At 57.3% G+C, this 18,880-nt stretch carries 10 protein-coding genes and 2 tRNA genes; 5 read left to right on the forward strand and 7 right to left on the reverse strand.

Features of this window, described 5'->3' with window-relative positions:
* Positions 1–129: 129 nt before the first annotated feature.
* Together csdA and csdE are read left to right on the forward strand one after the other, a co-directional pair.
* Positions 130–1,335: a cysteine desulfurase CsdA gene (gene csdA / locus C0557_RS20520; protein WP_208660611.1), complete on the forward strand. Its 1,206-nt coding sequence runs from the start codon at positions 130–132 to the stop codon at positions 1,333–1,335.
* Complete coding sequence (gene csdE / locus C0557_RS20525) at positions 1,335–1,784, forward strand: cysteine desulfurase sulfur acceptor subunit CsdE (protein ID WP_043956757.1); 450 nt, start codon at positions 1,335–1,337, stop codon at positions 1,782–1,784. Before csdA ends, csdE begins: the two co-directional genes overlap by 1 nt.
* Here csdE and tcdA read toward each other — a convergent pair.
* Positions 1,769–2,581 carry a tRNA cyclic N6-threonylcarbamoyladenosine(37) synthase TcdA gene (tcdA, locus tag C0557_RS20530; RefSeq protein WP_208660613.1) on the reverse strand — a complete coding sequence of 271 codons (813 nt, stop codon included), beginning with the start codon at positions 2,579–2,581 and terminating at the stop codon, positions 1,769–1,771. The two genes, csdE and tcdA, sit on opposite strands and share 16 nt — an antisense overlap.
* Positions 2,582–2,650: 69 nt before the next feature.
* On the reverse strand, positions 2,651–3,757 hold the full coding sequence (mltA, locus tag C0557_RS20535; RefSeq protein ID WP_208660614.1) for a murein transglycosylase A: 1,107 nt from the start codon (positions 3,755–3,757) through the stop codon (positions 2,651–2,653).
* Between the two features lie 206 nt (positions 3,758–3,963).
* Between mltA and C0557_RS20540 the strand changes: the two genes are divergently transcribed.
* Positions 3,964–4,040, forward strand: a tRNA-Met gene (locus C0557_RS20540).
* A gap of 50 nt (positions 4,041–4,090) precedes the next feature.
* Positions 4,091–4,167, forward strand: a tRNA-Met gene (locus C0557_RS20545).
* A 76-nt stretch (positions 4,168–4,243) separates the two neighbouring features.
* Here the strand turns inward: C0557_RS20545 and amiC are convergent.
* A complete protein-coding gene (gene amiC / locus C0557_RS20550; protein WP_208660616.1) occupies positions 4,244–5,497 on the reverse strand; it encodes an N-acetylmuramoyl-L-alanine amidase AmiC in 1,254 nt (417 codons plus the stop codon).
* A 226-nt stretch (positions 5,498–5,723) separates the two neighbouring features.
* On the opposite strand from amiC, the gene argA reads away from it, so the two are divergent.
* On the forward strand, positions 5,724–7,055 hold the full coding sequence (gene argA, locus C0557_RS20555) for an amino-acid N-acetyltransferase (protein WP_074773116.1): 1,332 nt from the start codon (positions 5,724–5,726) through the stop codon (positions 7,053–7,055).
* A 28-nt stretch (positions 7,056–7,083) separates the two neighbouring features.
* Here the strand turns inward: argA and recD are convergent, their stop codons facing one another.
* The 4 genes from recD to recC form a co-directional block, all read right to left on the reverse strand.
* Complete coding sequence (recD, locus tag C0557_RS20560) at positions 7,084–8,916, reverse strand: exodeoxyribonuclease V subunit alpha (protein WP_208660618.1); 1,833 nt, start codon at positions 8,914–8,916, stop codon at positions 7,084–7,086.
* Positions 8,913–12,473 (reverse strand): exodeoxyribonuclease V subunit beta, encoded by a 3,561-nt coding sequence (gene recB / locus C0557_RS20565; RefSeq protein ID WP_208660620.1) that lies wholly within the window; start codon positions 12,471–12,473, stop codon positions 8,913–8,915. The genes recD and recB overlap by 4 nt, the downstream gene beginning before the upstream one ends.
* Positions 12,466–15,354 carry a pitrilysin gene (ptrA, locus tag C0557_RS20570; protein ID WP_074773108.1) on the reverse strand — a complete coding sequence of 963 codons (2,889 nt, stop codon included), beginning with the start codon at positions 15,352–15,354 and terminating at the stop codon, positions 12,466–12,468. The genes recB and ptrA overlap by 8 nt, the downstream gene beginning before the upstream one ends.
* Positions 15,355–15,506: 152 nt before the next feature.
* On the reverse strand, positions 15,507–18,878 hold the full coding sequence (recC, locus tag C0557_RS20575; RefSeq protein WP_208660622.1) for an exodeoxyribonuclease V subunit gamma: 3,372 nt from the start codon (positions 18,876–18,878) through the stop codon (positions 15,507–15,509).
* Between the last annotated feature and the right edge of the window lie 2 nt (positions 18,879–18,880).

Consider the following 18,880-nt stretch of genomic DNA (forward strand, 5'->3'; position numbering starts at 1 on the left):
CCTAACACTATTTAGCATAACCTGCTTACATCTCCCTGCCAGGACAAACAGACAATTCCGATGGAGCGCAACGTTCTTGCTCCGACAGAAAAATTGCGCGACGATCGCGTTATTGATACGAGGAATCGCATGAACGCATTTAACCCATCGCACTTTCGCGCGCAGTTCCCGGCGCTGGCCGACGCGGGCGTCTATCTGGATAGCGCCGCCACCGCCCTGAAACCACAGGCGGTAATCGATGCCACACAACAGTTTTACAGCCTCAGTGCCGGTAATGTGCACCGCAGCCAGTTTGCCCAGGCGCAGCAGTTAACCGCACGCTACGAAGCCGCGCGTGACCAGGTCGCCGCGCTGCTCAATGCGCCTTCCGGCAAAAACATCGTCTGGACGCGCGGCACCACCGAAGCCATCAATATGGTCGCGCAATGCTACGCGCGCCCGCGCCTGCAAGCGGGCGATGAAATCATTGTCAGCGAGGCGGAACATCACGCCAATCTGGTGCCGTGGCTGATGGTGGCGCAACAAACCGGCGCGCGGGTGGTGAAACTGCCGCTCGGCGCCGATCACCTGCCGGATATCAACCAACTGCCGTCGCTTATCACCTCACGCAGCCGCATCCTGGCGCTGGGACAGATGTCCAACGTCACCGGCGGTTGCCCGGATCTGGCGCAGGCAATTACGCTGGCGCATGCGGCAGGCATGGTGGTGATGGTCGATGGCGCGCAAGGTGTGGTGCATTTCCCGGCCAACGTGCAGCGGCTGGATATCGATTTCTATGCATTTTCCGGCCATAAACTCTACGGCCCCAACGGTATCGGCGCGCTGTATGGTAAAGCGGAATTGCTGGATGAGATGACGCCGTGGCTGGGCGGCGGCAAGATGATCAGCGAAGTGACATTTGACGGCTTCACCACTCAGCCAGTGCCGTACAAGCTGGAAGCCGGTACGCCAAACGTGGCGGGGGTGATTGGCCTCAGCGCGGCGCTGGCGTGGCTGAAAACGCTGGATATCGCCCAGGCGGAGAGCTACAGCCGCGGGCTGGCGACACTGGCAGAAGATCAACTGGCTAAACGCCCGGGTTTCCGCTCTTTTCGCTGCCAGGACTCAAGCCTGCTGGCCTTCGATTTTGACGGCGTACATCACGGCGATATGGTGACACTGCTTGCGGGCTACGGTATTGCGCTGCGCGCCGGTCAGCACTGCGCCCAGCCGCTGCTGGCCGCACTTGGCGTCAGCGGCACCCTGCGCGCCTCATTTGCACCCTATAATACACAACAGGATGTAGACGCGCTGGTGCAGGCTGTGGACCGCGCCCTGGAAATATTGGTGGATTAATGACAAGCCCGACTTTCGCCGGACACCCGTTCGGCACGACCGTGACCGAAGAGACACTGCGCCAGACGTTTGGCGCACTGAACCAATGGGAAGATAAATACCGTCAGTTGATCATGCTCGGTAAGCAACTACCTGCGGCATCGGAAGCGCTGAAAGCGCAGGCGCGGGAAATTCCCGGCTGCGAAAATCGCGTCTGGCTCGGTTCAACGCTGAGCGCGGAGGGAACGATGCATTTCTTCGGCGAGAGCGAAGGCCGGATTGTACGCGGATTGCTGGCCGTGCTGTTGACGGCGGTAGAAGGCAAGCGCCCGGACGATCTCATTCATCACGATCCGCTGGCGCTGTTCGATGAACTGGGGTTACGCGCCCAGCTGAGTGCGTCGCGTAGCCAGGGGCTGGCGGCGCTGGCCGCCGCCGTGCAGGATGCGGCCCGTCAGGCGCTGGCCTGACGCTCCGCTTTTGCCATCAGTTTTTTCAGCGCATGGGAGACCGCGATAAAACCAAAGGTCGCGGTCACCATCGTTGCAGCACCAAAACCGGCTGCGCAATCCATACGTTTCGGCCCTTCCGCCGTGCTTTTCATCGCACAGACTGAACCGTCCGCCTGCGGGTAAACCAGCGCTTCGGTGGAGAATACACAGTCGACGCCGAGCTTCCCCTTGCTGTTCTTCACCACGCCAAAATCACTTTTCAGGCGCTCGCGCAATTTTGCCGCCAGCGGATCCTGAATGGTTTTCGCCAGATCGCTGACCTGGATCTGCGTCGGATCGATCTGCCCCCCGGCACCGCCCGTGGTCACCAGCGGGATCTTATTGCGACGGCACCAGGCAATCAGCGCAGCTTTCGGGCGTACGCTGTCGATCGCATCGATCACATAGCTGTAGCCCTGGCTCATCAGCTGCGCAACGTTGTCGGCAGTCACAAAGTCATCCACCACCGTCACCCGGCACTCCGGGTTGATCTGACGAATACGATCGGCCATCACTTCCGCTTTTGCGAGGCCAACGTTATCGCGCAGGGCATGGATCTGCCGGTTGGTGTTGGTGACGCAAACGTCGTCCATATCGATCAGCGTGATCGCGCCGATGCCCGTTCGCGCCAGCGCTTCAGCCGCCCAGGAACCCACGCCGCCAATGCCGACCACGCAGATATGCGCATCGGCAAACCACTGCAACGCTTTCTCGCCATATAAACGCGCCGTGCCGCCAAAACGCTGACGCCAGGCATCGCTGATTACTGCTGACATAAAACAGACCTCAAAGAAAACAGAAAACCCTCTTCCGCAGGCGAAAGAGGGTTGCAGAGTGTATCACACTCAGCCGCTGAACACGCCGCCGCTGGTGCCCGCGCCCGGGGCGTTTTTCAGCACCCAAACCCGACCATAGTGGTTATACCAACCTGCGCGGTGACCGGCATCCGGGCCAATGCCCTGATAGATATCAAAGTGCTGTCCTTTGATAGCGCCGCCGACATCCAGCGCCACCATCAGACGCAATTCATACTGACCGTTGAATTTGCCTTTATTGTCCAGTTGCGGCACTTCCGCCAGCAATGTGGTGCCCGGAGGAATAATGCTGCGATCGGACGCAACAGAAGCACGGCCAATCAGCGGCACCGCGCTGGCGCCTTTCACCGGCGCCCAGGATTGCGGTTTAAAGAAGACAAACGACGCATTCTCTTCCAGCAGCGCGCGCACTTCCGCTTCACTGTGTTTTTCACCCCATTCGCGGATGGCCTGCATCGACATATCTTCTTTCTTCACTTCGCCGCGATCGATCAACACTTTGCCGATACTGCGGTAAGCATGGCCATTTTTTCCGGCGTAACTGAAGAAGTTAAGCGGGCTGCCATCGCCAAAATCGATATAGCCGCTGCCCTGCACATCCATAATAAAGTTGTCCATCAGCGAATTGCTGTATGCCAGCACATAGTTGTCGCTGAGCGCGCCGGCATAGATTTCCGCGCGCGATGGCAAGCGGCCGCGTTTGGGCGGCATGCGATAAATGGGGTACTGGAACTCGCCCTGGCGCGTGTGGCGCGCCTGCACTACCGGCGTGTAGTAGCCGGTAAATTGCACGTTTCCGTAGTTATCCGTGCCTTCCATCTGCCACGCATCAAGGCCGTACTGGCGCAGAGTGCGCGTATCGCCGCCCGACATCAGCCAGGACTGGATCGCATTATAAAGGCCGCTCTGGCTGCTATAGAGGCGCGGAGAAGCGGAACGGATTTGATTAACCTGCTCGGAGAAATCTCCGGCGTTGATTGGCGCACCGACGGCGTCAGGTTGATTGACCAGGGAAAAAGGCTGGGAAAACTTTCCGTCTTTATACTGTTGACCGCGATCGGTCGGTTTGGAGGAACAAGCGGCAAGGATTGCGACCATGGCGCCTGTGAGTACGAACTTAGCCCAACGTCCTTTCATTATATCTCGTCTTCTGATTAACCTGCAGCGGGGTGAAGATAACAAACCCTATTCACTAAAGAAATGCGTCAGCACAACCCATGGCCAATTTCGCATAAAAAACAAGCTGATTGTATTGTTTTTACACATAACCCCGGTAATTCGTCGAATTAGTCAAAAAAAAGGTTGCATCAATAAGTTTGCAGAGTATAGTGCGCATCCACGGACGCGGGGTGGAGCAGCCTGGTAGCTCGTCGGGCTCATAACCCGAAGGTCGTCGGTTCAAATCCGGCCCCCGCAACCAATTAAAATGTGAAGAAAAAAGTTTACATGATGGAAGTGTAAACAGACGGACGCGGGGTGGAGCAGCCTGGTAGCTCGTCGGGCTCATAACCCGAAGGTCGTCGGTTCAAATCCGGCCCCCGCAACCAACACAATAAACACCTTAACGGGTGTTTTTTTGTTTCTGCGGTCCGTAAAAAAATGGCACCTTTCAGCGCCACTCTGTTATCCCCTTCTCGCCAGCGTCGCGCCATCCGCGAAGTAGGCTTTAATCCCCGCCAGAATCGACTCCGCCACTTCTTGCTGGAATTTGGCCGTCTTCAGCTTGCGTTCCTCTTCCACATTACTGATAAATGCGGTCTCGACCAGAATCGACGGAATATCCGGCGCCTTCAGCACCGCAAAACCGGCCTGTTCCACCTGATTTTTATGCAGATTGTTAACGCTGCCGAGCTTGTTGAGCACGGCTTTGCCGAACTTCAGGCTGTCATTGATGGTCAGCGACTGCACCATATCAAACATGGTGTGATCAAGATAACGGTCGCCGCTTTTACTGACGCCGCCAATAAGGTCGGAGGCGTTCTGCGTCTCCGCCAGATACTTCGCCGCCGTACTGGTCGCCCCTTTGGTCGAAAGAGCAAATACCGAAGAACCGCTCGGCTGACGGCTGGTGAAGGCATCGGCGTGAATCGACACAAACAGATCCGCACGCTGTTTTTGTGCTTTGGCAACGCGCACTTTCAACGGGATAAAGACATCCTCGTTACGCGTCATGTAGGCCTTCATATTGCCTTCTTTCTCGATCAGCGCATACAGACGGCGGGCGATTTGCAGCACCACGTCTTTCTCGCGGGTACGGTATTTCCCCATCGCCCCCGGATCTTCGCCGCCATGACCGGGATCCAGCATAATAACGATCGGCCGATCGCGCCCCGCTTTCCCCGGCTGCGGGCCGCTATCCTGCTTCGGCATCTGCTGTTCAAGATCGCCTTTGTTGTACTCTTCCAGCAACGCCAACAGCGGATCCTGCACATCTTTCGCATTCACCGGATAGAGATCCATCACCAGCCGCTCTTTGAAGCCAGCAACCGGTGCCAGCGCGAACAGTTGCGGCGCAACATCCTGTTTCAGCTCAAACACCATGCGCACGGTTTGCGGATCAAACTGACCTACGCGCGCAGATTTGATGAAGGGATCGTCGCCACGAATCTGCATCCCCATGCCTTTCAGCACGGAGTTAAGGTGTACGCCTTCGAGATCCACCACCAGCCGGTCAGGGTTACTCAACGTGAACTGCTTGTATTTGATGACCTGATTCGATTCCACCGTCACGCGCGTATAGGTAGACGCCGGCCAGACGCGCACCGCCACCACCTGGCTTACCGCTGCCAGGCCAATCTGGCTTACGCTTAATAACCACATGGCCCCCGCCCCTTTTAATAACCTGCGGCGGCTCACCGATGATTGACTTCCCGACATGCCTCTCCCGAGCAATTTTTCGCTAAATAATGCTATTCGTCAGAATTGACCGAAAACTTTAACGAATGATGCATAAACTGTCATCTATTAAAGGGTAAACATATGTCTGCTCAATGGCTTCGCCGGGGCAACTTTATTGAAAGACGACAAAATTTGCACTTGCACCGGGCGGCAGAAAAGAATAAAAATACACAATTTACGAATAATCATGCATTGAGGACAGGCCGTGGTAAGAGAGCGCAGAACCGAACTGGTACAAGGATTCCGCCATTCTGTTCCCTATATTAATGCCCATCGGGGAAAGACATTTGTCATTATGCTCGGCGGCGAAGCCATTGCGCACGAGAATTTTTCCAGTATTGTCAATGACATCGGCCTGTTACACAGCCTCGGCATCCGGCTGGTGGTGGTGTATGGCGCGCGTCCACAAATCGACGCCAACCTTGCCGAACATCATCATGAACCGATTTACCACAAACACACCCGCGTGACCGATGCAAAAACCCTTGAACTGGTTAAGCAAGCGGCAGGCCTGTTGCAGCTCGACATCACGGCGCGGCTGTCGATGAGCCTCAACAATACGCCATTGCAGGGCGCGCACATTAACGTGGTCAGCGGCAACTTTATTATTTCCCAGCCGCTGGGCGTCGATGACGGCGTGGATTATTGCCATAGCGGACGTATTCGCCGTATTGATGAAGAAGCGATCCATCGCCAGCTCGACAGCGGTGCGATTGTGCTGATGGGGCCGGTCGCGGTGTCAGTCACTGGCGAAAGTTTTAACCTCACCTCCGAAGAGATCGCCACCCAGCTTGCCATCAAGCTGAAAGCCGAAAAAATGATCGGTTTTTGCTCGTCGCAAGGGGTAATGAACGACGAGGGCGATATTGTTTCCGAGCTGTTCCCGAACGAAGCGCAGGCGCGCGTCGAGGCGCTGGAAGCAAAAGGAGATTACCACTCCGGCACGGTGCGTTTCCTGCGTGGCGCGGTCAAAGCCTGTCGCAGCGGCGTGCGGCGCAGCCACTTGATCAGCTATCAGGAAGACGGCGCGCTGTTGCAGGAGCTGTTCTCCCGCGACGGTATCGGTACGCAGATTGTGATGGAGAGCGCCGAGCAGATCCGCCGCGCCACCATCAACGATATTGGCGGCATTCTCGAACTTATCCGCCCGCTTGAACAACAGGGCATTCTGGTGCGCCGCTCCCGCGAGCAGCTGGAGATGGAGATCGATAAATTCACCATTATTGAACGCGATAATCTGACCATTGCCTGTGCGGCGCTTTATCCCTTCCCGGAAGAGAAAATCGGCGAGATGGCCTGCGTGGCGGTACACCCGGACTATCGCAGCTCGTCGCGCGGTGAAGTCCTGCTGGAGCGTATTGCCGCGCAAGCGAGACAGATTGGCCTGAGCAAACTGTTTGTGCTGACCACGCGCAGCATTCACTGGTTCCAGGAGCGCGGCTTTACCCCGGTGGATATTGATTCGCTGCCGGAGACCAAAAAGCAGATGTACAACTATCAGCGCCGTTCCAAAGTGCTGATGGCCGACCTTACCTGAAAGCTTGCCCCCGCGCGCTGCGGGGGCGTTACTCTACTTCACTGAATAACGCATCCAGCCCGCTGCGCCGCTCGGTACGAGTGGCAATAGCCTGCGCCAGTACGCGCTCGTCCGCATAGAGTGACAGCCGCCTGCGCGCACGGGTGATGGCGGTATAAACCAGCTCACGCGTGACGACCGGTACAAACTGCCCCGGCAGGATCAGCGCCGTATGATCAAACTCCGAACCCTGCGATTTATGCACGGTCATTGCCCACGCCGTTTCATGCTCCGGCAGGCGGCTGGGCTGCACGGATTTGATGCTGCCATCCGGCAGCGGAAACCAGACGCGGATCCCCTGCCCCCGCTCCAGCGCTATACCGATATCGCCATTAAATAAGCCCAGCGCCGAATCATTACGTGAGATCATGACCGGACGGCCGTGATACCAACGCGAATGCGCCGGGCGTGAAATCTGCCGTTTACGCAGCAGCGCCAGTTCCAGACGCTCATTCAGCCCGCTGACCCCAAACGGCCCTTCGCGTAATGCGCACAGCAACTGGTATTCGCTAAACGCCGCGATAATCTCCTCCGGCGCAGCGTTGTCATGCACCCGCGACAGATAATGGCCATAGCCGGCGAGCGCGTCGTCGATCATTGCCTGATACTCTTCTGCGCTCTGCAGCGGTTTACGCTCGATATCGCCAAAGCTCTGGCTGAATACCGCTCTGGTGGCATTTTTATCGCCCCGATTGACTGCCGCCGCCAGTTGGCCAATGCCGGAATCACTGCCAAAACGATAGCTTTTTTGTAGCAAACACAGGCTGTCACGCAGCGTGCTGGCGCAGTGCCCTTCCCCGGCAGGAACCGTTGAGCCGGTTAAACGCGAAAGCTGCGCCGCGCGCTCCGGGGTATAGCCAGCGTTCACCCACGCGCAGATATCACCCAGCACCGCTCCGGCCTCTACCGAGGCCAGTTGATCGCGATCGCCAAGCAAGATCACCCGGGCCTGCGGCGGCAGCGCATCGATCAGGCGCGACATCATCGGCAAATCGATCATTGAGGCTTCATCGACCACCAGCACATCAAGATGCAGCGGGTTATCCGCATGATGGCGCAGACGCTGGCTACCCGGCTGCGCGCCAAGCAGACGGTGCAGCGTGCTGGCTTCGTCCGGCAGCATCGCTTTCTGTTGTTCTGTCAGATCCAACTGACGCAGCGCATTGCCCAGCGACTCGGTCAACCGCGCGGCAGCTTTGCCGGTCGGCGCGGCCAGACAAATGCGGCATTTGCCGCCGTCCACCATCTGTACCAGTGCCGCAAGCAGTTTTGCCACAGTCGTGGTTTTCCCGGTTCCCGGCCCGCCGGAAATCACCGAAATACGCCGGGTGAGCGCCACGGCTGCCGCTACTTTCTGCCAGTTTATTTCGCCCGTTGTCGGGAAAAAGGTCTCCAGTACCTGCGTCAGCCGGGTTTCATCCACATCGGGCTGGCTCTGCCGTTCGGCAAAAAATGCCGCCACCTGTCGTTCGTTTTGCCACATGCGGTTCAGGTAGAGGCGATCCCCCCTCAGCACCAGCGGCGCTGGCGTTTCACCGTCGCTGACTGCATGCGATGCCAGCAGCGTTTGCCGCCAGTCGTCAGGGTTTCCCGCCTGCTCAAAAAGTTGGCTAAAGATCGCTCCAGCGCTGGCATACGCTTCAGGCGTCAGGCGCGAAAGCGGTAAACAGACGTGTCCTTCACCGGCGTCGTGGCTGAGCAGCGCCGCTGCCAGCATCACCGCAGGTTCCTCTTCTGTGGCCACCGTCAGAGCGAACTGCACATCCAGCGGGCGTAACAGTTTCAGCTCTGCCGCTTCACGTAATTGTGTTGTCATACTCATGGCGCCGCCTCCTGCGTCTCTCCGGCAAATAACGCATCCATCTGTTCGATCAGTGCCGCGTCAGGGCGCGTGGTGAAGATACCCTGCTGCGGGTTTGGCGCCTCAACGCCGCGCAAAAAGAGGTAGATCACGCCGCCGAAATGCTGTTCATAGCGGTAATCCGCGATGCGGTGGCGCAGGTAACGATGCAGCGCCAGGCTATATAACTGATACTGCAAGTCGTAGCGGTGCGCCTGCATTGCCATCGCCATCGCCGCCTGCGTATAGGCCTCCGCGCTTTCGCCCAGCCAGTTGGATTTGTAATCCAGCAGGTAGTAGCGCCCGTCGTGGCGAAAGACGAGATCGATAAAGCCTTTCAGCATGCCGCGCACATCGCGGAAATCGAGCGGCGGGCACCCTGCCGACAGCGGATCGTAGCGCCGGATTAGCGCATCCAGCGCCTGAGCGCTCATCGTCTGCGTCACAGGCAAGTAGAACTCCATCTCGACCTGTTTCTCCTTCGCCGTAAGCTGGCTTAGCGAAATGCCCGTTCCGGCCAGCGGCGTATGCAGCACGCTCTCCAGCCAGCGGCTCAGTACCGGTTCCCAGTGTTCTTCATATCCCCCCGCCAGTACTCTTTCCGCCACCCATTGCGACGAGATTGGTTGGGTAAAATCCAGATCTTCAAACAGGCTGTGCAAAAAGGTTCCCGGCGCGGCACCACGCGGAAACTGATGCGGCGTCAGCATCGGTTCAGCCACAACCTCACGCTCACCGGCCGCATCGGTATCCAGACGCGGCAACAGATCCTGGGCGATGCCGTGAGCACGCTGCTGCAAGCCGGAATAGCTGGTCACGCGCCAGTCGTCGGCAATTTTCCGCGTCACTTCCCGCGCGCTCAGTGCGGGCAGCGCCGTTTGCGGTAACTGCCAGCGGGCGCTATCGGCAACGGGCGGCGTGCAAAGGGCGATATCGTCATTGCACAGCGCCTGCAATGCACGCTGCAAACCGGCAGCATCGAGCGCTTCACCTTTCTGAATCAGCCGCCCAAGTGCGCTCTGGTGGAAATCAGTTTCGCCCGTTTTGCCGCCGCGACGGCGAATCAGCGGCGCAATCCCCAGGCTGCAATGCCAGACCGAACGCGTTAAAGCTACATAGAGCAGGCGCAAATCTTCCGCGAGGCGCTCGGTTTCCGCCAGTTCGACGCTCTCGTCACCATGGCTTAAATCGAGCATCGCCGCGAACGATTCGCGGTCATGATAGAAACCCTGATCCTGGACGCGGAAATTCGCAATAAACGGCAGCCAGACCAGCGGGTACTCAAGGCCTTTGGATTTGTGGATGGTGACAATCTGCACCAGATGTTTGTCGCTCTCCAGACGCAACTGCTCGCTGGAGGCATTGGCATTCGGTTCAGCGATGCGCTGCGCCAGCCAGCGTGTAAGTGCATGCTCACTTTCAAGCTGCGTTCCGGCTTCCTGCAACAACTCGCTGATATGCAGAATATCGGTTAACCGCCGCTCACCACCTGGCGTCGCCAGTAAATTCTCTGCCACATTGCGCGCGCTCATCAACGTGCGCAGCATCGGCATCACACCGCGTTTTTGCCACAGCTCGCGGTAGTGAGAGAACTCTTCAACTTTCTCATCCCACGCCTGTTCGTCGAGATTCAGAGCTTCAATATCCTGCGCGGTCAGCCCCAGCATGGAGGTAGCTAACGCGCTACGCAACGTGCTCTCCCGCTCCGGCGCCAATACGGCATGCAACAGCCACAACAGCTCCTGCGCCTCCGGCGTGTCGAACACGCTGTCGCGGTTAGAGAGATAGACGGAGGGAATATCCAGCAGCATCAGGGCATCGCGAATAAGCGACGCTTCGTGGCGGCTACGCACCAGCACGGTGATATCCGAGGCTCTGACCGGGCGCACTTTCTCATGCTCGCCCTCACCTTCGTACAGCAGCGCCTCGCCCTGCTGGCCAGCGCTCAGCCAGTCGCGGATCTGCGAGGCGCAGAGCTGCGCCATAAAACCCTGGTAATCGCCGACGCCAACACCTTCGCCCTCCATCAGCCACATGTTCATGGCCGGCTGCATTTCCCCATGAAAGGTAAAGCGCAGACCCGCATTTTTAGTGGCGGATTTAACCGGCAGGAAGGGGATCTGGCGAAACATAAAGGCGTCTTCCATCTGCATAAACAGGCGGTTAACGCTGGCGATCATTCCTGGCGACGAGCGCCAGTTGGTATCAAGGGTATAGCGAGCGCTCACTTCATCGCGCGCTTTCATATAGGTAAAAATATCGGCGCCGCGAAATGCGTAGATAGCCTGCTTCGGGTCGCCAATCAACAACAGGCCGCACTCTGGCTGCCCATGCCAGATACGGCTGAAAATACGGTATTGCTGCGGATCGGTATCCTGAAATTCATCGATCATCGCCACCGGGAAGCGTCCGCGGATCGCAGCGGCCAGCGCCTCACCGTTCGGGCTGCGCAATGCGCTATCCAGACGGCTGAGCATATCGTCAAAACCCAGCTCGCCGCGACGACGTTTCTCTTTCGCCACCGCCTCGCGAATTTCACGCATTGCGCTGGTCAGCACCAGATCGTCAAGCGTTAACGGCTGAGCCAGCAGTTCCTCGATAGCGACAAAAAGCGGATGTTCCGGCACCGCGCCATCGGCTTTAGTGCGCTCGGCAAGGAAAGACTGGGCAAACTTCTCCAGTGCCTCCGGCAGGAGGTAACTACGCGTCTCCTCCTGCGCCCAGGCGGACACACGCTCAATATACTTTGCCTGGTTGCCGCGGTTGAATTTGCGCCGGTCGATACCGGACGCTTCAATCACCGGCTCCACTTCGGCAACCGCGGCGTTCCACTGCTGCTTGATGGCCTCAATCCTGGCGATAATGCGCTGATGGCGGGAAACCAGTGTTTCATCCGCCGACGGTGGGGATTTGATTTGCGGCGCTTCGCCCTGCAGGTAGCGCTCGATCGCCTTCAGCAGTTCCTGCGGCCCTTTCCACGAGGCATGGATCGCCTGGGCAATCTCACGCGGCAGCGGGTAGCAGTGACGCCGCCAGAAATCCGCGCAGGCCTGATAGCGCAGCAGGGATTCATCTTCCACCAGTTGCTGTTCAAACAGCATGCCGGATTCGAACGCGTTCAGGCTGAGCATGCGCTGGCAAAAGCCATGAATGGTAAAGACTGCCGCTTCATCCATTTGCCGCTCGGCCAGCATCAGCCAGTACGCCGCCTGCTGCTTATCGGCAATCTCCTCCAGCAAACGGGCATATAGGGGGTTGCTGCTGCTTTCCCGCAGGCAGGCAATGCGTAGCTCATGGATATTACTGCGGATACGGCCACGCAGCTCTTCGGTCGCGGCCTCGGTGAAAGTCACCACCAGCAGCTCTTCAACGCTGAGTGGTCGCGGGAAGGCGGCGTTGCCGCCCAACCCTAATAGCAGCCGCAAATAGAGTGCGGCGATGGTGAATGTCTTGCCGGTGCCCGCCGAGGCTTCAATCAGGCGCTCGCCGGTAAGCGGCAAGCGCAGGGGATCAAGGGTCTCAGCAGTGGTTTCACTCATCTTTCTCGGTCATCTTCGGTAAGGATTGCTGCAGGGCGCTGACGCTGTCCCAGACCTTCCAGCCTTGCGGTTGAGCATATTCCGCTTTCCCGCTCTGGCTACCGGAGATCTGCGACAAAATCGCCATGCCTTGCGGCTCTACCACCGCCTGATGGAAGAAGTCGGCAAGTTTCTGCGGCGTCAGCAGTTTTATCTGAGCGACTACTTTATCACGTGAATCGAAGCGCATATTGCCGCGATCGAAATCTTTGCTGAGTTTGGAAGCCTCTTCACCTAACGTTTGCGGCGCTTGCACGATTTGCGCAATCACCCCCTGCTGAATTTGGGCAAACTCTTCCGGTTTCATCGCCCGCAGCTTCGCTTCCGCTGTCGGGAAGAAAGCCTTGTAGCGCTCCCAGAGATACGCCGGTTGCTTATCATTGCTCTGTAACAGGAAACCCATGCCCCACTGACGGCCAACGCTCATCGGGAAAGCAAACACAGCGTAACCAAGCTGTTCCTCGGTGCGTAACTGGTTATAGAACCACGGTTGTACAATTTGCCCCAGCATAGCACTGTAGGCCGAGCTGCTGTACTCATCAAAACCCGGAGGTACGAACACCGCGGCCAGCGCGGAATCCGTACTGTTGCCCGCTTTTTCAAAGCTCACATTCTGCTGTTTATCAACCACGACGTCCTGGTTGCGGCACCACACGGTGCCATTGGCACCCAGCTGTTTTTGTACCGCATGAGCAAGGTCTTTCGCCTGCTGTTCACCGAGGTTGCCGACCACGAGGAATTCCGGACGCGCATTGCTTTTCAGCGCATCGCGATAGTGCAAAATGTCCTGCAGAGAGATCGATGGCAGCAGCGCACGACGATCTTCACGCAGGAAGTACGGCACCTGCGACAGCATCTGCACCGGCATAATCGCCTGATCGAAGGCTTTACCTTTCTCTGCCGAATCCATCATTTGCGCGTACCAGGATTTGGCCTGCGCAAGCTGTTCTTCCGTCGGCGTATAGCTGAAATAACCGCTCAGCAACGCCTGGAAAAGCTGCGGCAGGCGCTGGGTGTAACCATTGGCGTTAAGCATCAAGCCATTGTTGGCATTAGTGGAGAAGGTGATCCCGCCGACAGCCGCCTGGTTGCTCAGTTGATCGAGCGCCAGCCCCGCCAGATAGTCATTCAGTGCGAACATCACCTGGCTTTTCGCGGTATCCATCGCCTGTGGATTACGCAGTACCACGCTGACATCCGCCTTCGGTTCGCTGGCAAAATAGCGGCTCGGCATATACACCACGCGTAGCGTCGGCTCATCGACAATCAGTTCGGGATGCTCGTACTGTTTCTGCGGTTTGATCAGCGTGAAATCATCCGGAATATAGGGGTTCAGCTCGGGGAATTTCAGCGTAATGTCGCTCTCCCGCTTCTGCCAGTCGGCAAAGGTTTCCGGGGAAATTTTATCGACCTGATAAGGCGCATCGACAAAATAGGCCGTTTTGTTGTGCGGCTCATCCGGGCTGATATACCAGATGCGGGCATTTTGCGGCGTCATTTCGTCAAGACGCGCCTGCACCGCTTTGGCATCAAACTGGTCAGCGATATTTACCGAATCCAGCGTATGCGCAACCGGTACGCGGATCATGGTATCCGCCAGCCACTCAACATAATCCATATCGCGGGTAATGGAGGGGTAGCGAAAATCAAGGTCAAGAATATGGGAAAGCTCGTCGAAATAGCGCTTATCGATACCTTTTTCACGCAGCAGTTGCAGGTAGCTGAAAATCGCCGCTACCACCTGATCGCGATTCGCCTGACCTTTGTCTGTCAACGTCGCGGAAATCGCCAGCACGCCGCTGTTGCCGTTGACCACTGGATCGGAATCGCCACGGATCCCTTCAACCAGCCCCTGGCTTTGTAGCCAGTCAGAGAGCGTGCCCGGACTACGATTGCCAATCAGGTAAGTGATCAACTCGTCCGTTTTACTGCGAAACGCAGCGGTGTTGTTATCGATACGGAACTCAACGCGCAGCACTTTGCGCGGCACCGCGGGAACATAGTGAATGATGACACCTTTCTGCGCGTCGGTGACGACAGGCACGGTGATTTCCGGCTTCGTGATGTTTTTATTCGGCACGCGGCCATAGGTCTGCACCGCAAGCGTCGCCAGTTCGCTCAGCGGACGATTGCTGTAGATGACCGCTTTCATTAGGTTCGCTGAGTAGAATTTATCGCGAAACGCCAGCAGCGCCTGGTGTACCGGGCTGCCCGGTTTGTCGCTCAGCGTTTCAAGGTTACCGCCGGAGAAGCGCGCTCCCGGGTGCGCCGGGTTAATGGTCTCCGCACTGACCTGCGCCATCCGCATCCCGTCACGGGTACGCGCCATGGTCAGCTCGGCGTTGACCGCGTTGCGTTCGCGTTCGCCATATTTTTTATCCAGCATCGGAGCAGCAATCGCATCCGCCAGACGATCAACGGCGCCGTCCAGCGCGTTATTTTCCACTTCCAGGTAGTAAGCGGTGCGGTAAGGCGCAGTACTGGCATTATGGCTGCCGCCATGCAGCTTGAGGTATTCGGCAAGGCTGTCCGGCTGCGGGTATTTTTTGGAACCCATCAGGGTCATGTGTTCCAGGTAATGCGCAAGGCCAGGATGGGAATCAGGATCCTCCAGCGAACCGATCGGCACAACCAGCGCGGAGAGAGACTTCACCGCCTGCGGGTCGGACACCAACAGCACAACCATGCCATTATCAAGACGGATCGCCTGATACTGACGGGTATCTTTATCGCTCTTGCGGATAGTTTCCTGAACCGGTTGCCAACCATTGTCGGCCTGACTGAATGGCGCCCAGAGGGCAAAAAACAGGACGAAAACTTTTAACCAGGTGCTGCGGGGCATTCACGAACCTCATCATTAACGTTTCCGGCGGCTCCAGTAACTGTGGAACTGCCAGATATACTCGCGCTGGCTTTGCCAGCACTCTTGTTATATCAGTCCGTGACCGTCGCGCATAATAATGGATGCTTACGACTTGCGCAATTTTTATACAGTTAGTCGGACTGATTATGTCGATAAAGCGGTAACAGGAAACGGCGCGCCTGTTCGGTGATTTCAGCGTAACACTCTGGCTCAAGGGTACGCCACAACCGCTGATACCATATATCTTCACCTTCACCGCGAACCATCATATTGCCCTCCCAGGCTTGCAGAAATTTGCTTTGCGCTTTCTGTAGCGTTTCCTCGTCCATTAACATGGCATCATTTGCGGCGTCATAACAGGCTTTTATCCACGCGCCGCCGCTTTCCGGCACCAGCAGCAACGGTTTCGTCATCCCTTCCCGGTAACCGTCGATCATCAGCGCCAGAGAGTCCATCGCCTGCTCTGGCTTCAGTGGCGGGAATCGCCACTCGCCTTCTTTACGCACAAACAACCGGCTTTCGCCGGTGCCACCGCTGGCACAGTAGACAAGATGCTCAAGCCAAAGTTGCAGCCCCTGAGAAACGCTCAATAAAGAGGGACGCCAACGTAGCAAGCCATCCGGCTGCACACGTGACAACCAGCCCGTCAAATGAACACCCGCACAGTGAAGATCGATCTCCTGGCTTACGGCGGGTTGACGATGCTCGATGACACGACCGGCAAGTTCCTGCATCTCCTGGCACTGTGTTTCCCAGATGATTTCGCCAAAGGCGCCATAAGGCAGCAGGCCCGCAGCGCGATAACGGCGGAATAATTTATCTTCGTCCTGCTGCTCCACTAATGTGTTGAGCAGTTCAAGATTCAACTGATACCGGTCTAAACCATCAAGGATAAACGGCTCGGCATCAGGGATCTCACTCTCTTCCGGACGGAAATTGACCCGTAAACGCATCTGGAAAAAAGCCCTTACCGGATGCGCCCAGAAACGCTGCAGCTGATCAAAGGAGAGCGTCTCCAGCGGCTGACTTTCCAGCGTCTGGATAAACGGTGAATGCGCTTCGCCCTGCGAACTCGCCGCAGGCAGCCATTCGCGGGCATAACTCTGCCACTCGTCAGCAGTAAAGTTCGCTGGATCGAATGGCATACGGGTATGTAAATGCGTGATATGCACTTTCACCCGACGTTCGCTGTCATCGCAGTTCAGCGCTTCGTCCCCCGCAAGACAGTGGCTTTGGCCAATGTAATCAATCAGTTCCTGCACCAGCACGGAAGGGAAACGCTCTTTGTTATCCTGGATAGAACGGCCGATATAGCTGATATAGAGCTGCTGCTGCGCCGAAATCAGCGCTTCCAGGAAGAGATAGCGGTCATCGTCGCGTCGGCTGCGATCGCCGCGCTGCGGCTTCTGGCTCATCAGATCAAACCCCAACGGCGGGAGCGTGCGCGGGTAAACGCCGTCATTCATGCCTAACAGGCAAACCACCTTAAAGGGAATGGAACGCATCGGCATCAGAGTACAGATATTGACCGGCCCGGCGAGAAAGCGCTGGCTAATACGCTCCTGATCCAGGCGCTGGGCCAGCTCATCACGGAGTAAAGAAAGCGGGATCGCTTCGCCATATTTCGCGCCAACGCCCTGAGCGATGATCGCCTGCCACTCCTGCTCGATCAGCGCCAGCGCCGCTTCGGTATCCTGATCGGGCAGGAAAAAGTCGTTGAGCATGTCGCGGCAAACCGGAAGCCACTCCTCCAGCGGACGCGCTTCAGAAAGCCCGCGACGCCAGATATTCAATTGCATCAGTAGCGTTGCCAGATGCCCTACCAGTTCAGCAATCAGTCCACTCGATTCATCATATGGCAGAACGGATTGCCATTCGCCGTGGCGGCTCTCCATGGCGTAACCGATGAGCATACGCGTGAGGCCAAACTGCCAGGTGTGTTGCCCGGTCGGCGGTAGCTCAAGCTCGCGCACGTTGTCATCGTCCATGCCCCAGCGAATACCGGACTCATTAACCCACAGTCGCAGGTAACGCAGCCCCTCTTCATCGATGTTAAAACGCGCAGCCAGAACCGGAACATCCAGTAGCGCCAGCACATCTTCAGAAACAAAGCGGCTGTCCGGCAGCGATAGCAGGCTAATAAAAGCCTGCAGCGCCGGATGCGCCTGCCGGGCGCGGCGGTCGGAAATGGCATAAGGAAGATAGCGCTCGCCGCTGGCGCTGCCGAAAACGGCCTGGATGTAGGGGCTATAGCTGTCGATATCCGCCACCATCACTACAATATCGCGCGGCGTCAGTTCCGGATCGGCTTCCAGCATCGCCAGTAAACGATCGTGCAGGATCTCTACTTCACGCTGCGGGCTATGGCAAACATGTACCGTCACGCTGCGATCGTCGGGCGCGAGCGTTCGCTTTTTGTCGCTGTGGGCAAACTCTTCCGCAGTCACGCCCGCCACGGCGCTGTTTTGCAACTCAAGGATGTCGTACTTCAGGTTTTGCAGCAGAGAACCGGGCGTGATATCGACAAAAGCATCCAGTTCCTCGTAACGATCCATGCCTGCCAGCAGAAAAATGTTATCGCGCCCCAGTTTTCCCCACGAGGCCAGCAGCGGGTTGCCTACATCCTGTTCACCGTCGTCATTAAACAGACCACCTGCGTTTTGCGTATCGCGAAACAGCGGAAACAGGCGATCTTCCCGGTGATGGCGGCGCTGGCGGGTAACCAGCCTTGCCAGAAATGCGGGATCTTTAATATCCCCCCAGTAGTAGCGGCAGGGATTGGTAAACAGAAGATGAACATCAATGTGCTTACCCAGCGCCTGTAAAGCCTGTAAATAGACTGGCGGCAGCGCAGAAATACCGCAGATGAAGACGCGGGACGGCAGACCTGCGGGCGGCGTCTGTGCCGATTCGAGTGTGTTGATAAAACGTTGATAGAGATTGGCGCGATGCCAGTGAGGCTGGCCGAGCGCAGCGGTATGTTCCACCAGGGCATGCCAGAGCGGAGCCTGCCACTGTTGCGCCTCGCCCAGCCCCTCAACGGCTTCGCCCGCTTCCCAGCGGGTCAGCCATTCCGGACGATAGACAAGGTACTGGTCGTAGAGATCCGCCACGCGCGACGAAAGCTGAAACAGTTTGCGCTTGTCGTCATCATCATTCAGATAGTGACGCAGCATGGAGAACTCTTCACGCTCCAGCATATCCGGCAGCAGCGACATGAGCTTCCAGCTCATGCTCTGCTTGCTAAAAGCGCTCTCTTTAGGAATGTCATCGAGCACGCTGACAAACATGTCCCAGATGAAACTCGCCGGGAGCGGAAAGGTGATGTTGGCAGCGATGCCAAACTTTTGCGCCAGCGTCATCTGAAGCCATTGCGCCATACCGGTGCTTTGCACCAGAACCACTTCCGGTTCAAAGGGATCGTCGAGCCTGTCTCGCTCAACGATAAACTCCATCAATGCTTCCAGCACATCCAGGCGATTGGAGTGGTAAACCCTTAACATAA

The organism is Kosakonia sp. MUSA4, from assembly GCF_013085925.1.
In the GTDB taxonomy this organism is placed as follows: Bacteria; Pseudomonadota; Gammaproteobacteria; order Enterobacterales; family Enterobacteriaceae; genus Kosakonia; species Kosakonia sacchari_B.

Coding starts and splice junctions, on each gene's coding strand:
- csdA (WP_208660611.1), top strand. CDS start 130: ATGAACGCATTTAACCCATCGCACTTTCGCGCGCAGTTCCCGGCGCTG.
- csdE (WP_043956757.1), top strand. CDS start 1,335: ATGACAAGCCCGACTTTCGCCGGACACCCGTTCGGCACGACCGTGACC.
- tcdA (WP_208660613.1), bottom strand. CDS start 2,581: ATGTCAGCAGTAATCAGCGATGCCTGGCGTCAGCGTTTTGGCGGCACG.
- mltA (WP_208660614.1), bottom strand. CDS start 3,757: ATGAAAGGACGTTGGGCTAAGTTCGTACTCACAGGCGCCATGGTCGCA.
- amiC (WP_208660616.1), bottom strand. CDS start 5,497: ATGTCGGGAAGTCAATCATCGGTGAGCCGCCGCAGGTTATTAAAAGGG.
- recD (WP_208660618.1), bottom strand. CDS start 8,916: ATGAGTATGACAACACAATTACGTGAAGCGGCAGAGCTGAAACTGTTA.
- recB (WP_208660620.1), bottom strand. CDS start 12,473: ATGAGTGAAACCACTGCTGAGACCCTTGATCCCCTGCGCTTGCCGCTT.
- ptrA (WP_074773108.1), bottom strand. CDS start 15,354: ATGCCCCGCAGCACCTGGTTAAAAGTTTTCGTCCTGTTTTTTGCCCTC.
- recC (WP_208660622.1), bottom strand. CDS start 18,878: ATGTTAAGGGTTTACCACTCCAATCGCCTGGATGTGCTGGAAGCATTG.